This window comes from Vibrio sp. AND4 (genome assembly GCF_000171815.1).
Taxonomy (GTDB): domain Bacteria; phylum Pseudomonadota; class Gammaproteobacteria; order Enterobacterales; family Vibrionaceae; genus Vibrio.
In genome coordinates this window covers 1-1552 of record NZ_ABGR01000104.1, presented here as the reverse complement: position 1 = coordinate 1552, position 1552 = coordinate 1, and the positions used below count along the sequence as shown (strand labels likewise).

The 1552-nt window shown below is 47.0% G+C and carries 3 protein-coding genes; all 3 read right to left on the bottom strand.

The annotated features are described in order from the left end of the window. Positions 1–195: TrmH family RNA methyltransferase (locus AND4_RS18920; protein WP_009844599.1), on the bottom strand; the 195-nt coding region annotated here is incomplete at its 3' end. 131 nt (positions 196–326) lie between these two features. After that, positions 327–935, bottom strand: a complete 609-nt coding sequence (locus tag AND4_RS18915; RefSeq protein ID WP_009844598.1) for a superoxide dismutase — start codon at positions 933–935, stop codon at positions 327–329. A 72-nt stretch (positions 936–1007) separates the two neighbouring features. Then, positions 1008–1552: ATP-binding protein (locus tag AND4_RS18910; RefSeq protein ID WP_009844597.1), on the bottom strand; the 545-nt coding region annotated here is incomplete at its 5' end.

Below are 1552 nucleotides of genomic sequence, written 5' to 3'. Positions count from 1 at the left end.
TGCTTGATAATCTTTATGACGCGTCACGCGAGCCAAATCGTGGTAATCCAAACCAGCGCGGCGGACTTTTTTCTCTTCAAGATCAAAACCCAGCGGCTCAATCAGGTGGAGATTCGCACCACAGTTAGCACACAGGCGAATAATGTTGCCGGTGTTCGGCGCGATTTCTGGTTCGTATAGAGCGATATCAAACATGGTATTGAGTTAGATTGGTCAAAACAGGCAAGCAGTATATACCCAAGTCACCATGAGAAGCGAGATTCAACACAATGACTTGGGGAGTTAAGAGCGTTTGAGTAAAGCTTGTCGCTCCGATTTTTCCGGGTTTAATTGAGTGCGCGAGCGTAATTTTCTTTTACAGCGCACCAGTTGACGACATTCCACCATGCTTCGATGTATTCCGGGCGGCGGTTTTGGTAAGTGATGTAGTACGCGTGCTCCCATACATCAAGGGCTAGGATAGGCTCTCCTTGTTGCGTCGCAACGTCCATTAATGGATTGTCTTGGTTGCTGGTGGAGGTAATGTGAATCTCGCCATTCTTTACGATCAGCCAAGCGAAACCAGAACCAAAGGTATTAATAGCCGCTTGTGCGAACTCATCTTTAAATGCTTTGAAGTCACCAAACTTGTCGTTGATAGCTTGTGCTAGAGCACCTTGAGGTTCGCCACCACCATTGGGTGACATGCAGTTCCAGTAGATGATGTGATTGTAATAGCCGCCACCGTTGTTTCGGATGGCTGGGCTATGTTGAGAAATGCAAGCGAAGATGTCATCGAGCGGTTGGGTCTCGAGATCGCTGCCTTGAATGGCAGCCATAAATTTATCGTAATAAGTCTTGTGGTGTTTGCTGTAGTGAACTTCCATGGTCTTTGCATCGATGTACGGCTCTAACGCATCGTAGTGGTATGGAAGCTCTGGGAAAATATGCGCCATTGTGAATCCTCCTAAATGGAAGATTTATTTTAATGTTAATGAAAATCATTATCAACTTTGATCTTTGTGGGGTTATTTACCCACAAAGGTCAAGGGTAGGGTGATGGTGATACGTAACCCACCCAATGGGCTGCGGCTTGCTGTGATCAATCCACTGTGTTGGCGGATGGCACTTTCGGTAATGGTTAAGCCTAAGCCTGTTCCTCCTGAATGGCGGTCGCGTGCTGTTGATACACGGTAGAACGGGCGGAAAATCGCTTCCAGTTCTTCTTCAGGGACACCTTCACCATTGTCATCGACCACAATGCTGAGTGTGTCGAATGAATCCTGAATGTTGATCTTCACTTCATCTTTACCGTAGTAAATCGCGTTGCGGATGATGTTCTCTACTGCACTCATCAACAGTTTAGGGTTACCCGAGATGCTGCGTTCCGGAAAGGCAGAGTAGCGGAGACTTTTCCCCATTTGTTCTGCCTCGAACTGCGCGTCTTTGATGATCTCTTCCCACAAGCTAGCAATAGGTTGGGTCTCTCGCGTCATATGACTGTTTACCTGCATACGTGATAGTTCAAGCAGTTCGGCAATCATCTGTTCTAAACGCTGGGCTTCGGTATCAA

What these genes read in the sequence shown, in the direction of transcription:
- AND4_RS18915 (WP_009844598.1), bottom strand. Translation starts at nt 935, where the DNA reads ATGGCGCATATTTTCCCAGAGCTTCCATACCACTACGATGCGTTAGAG.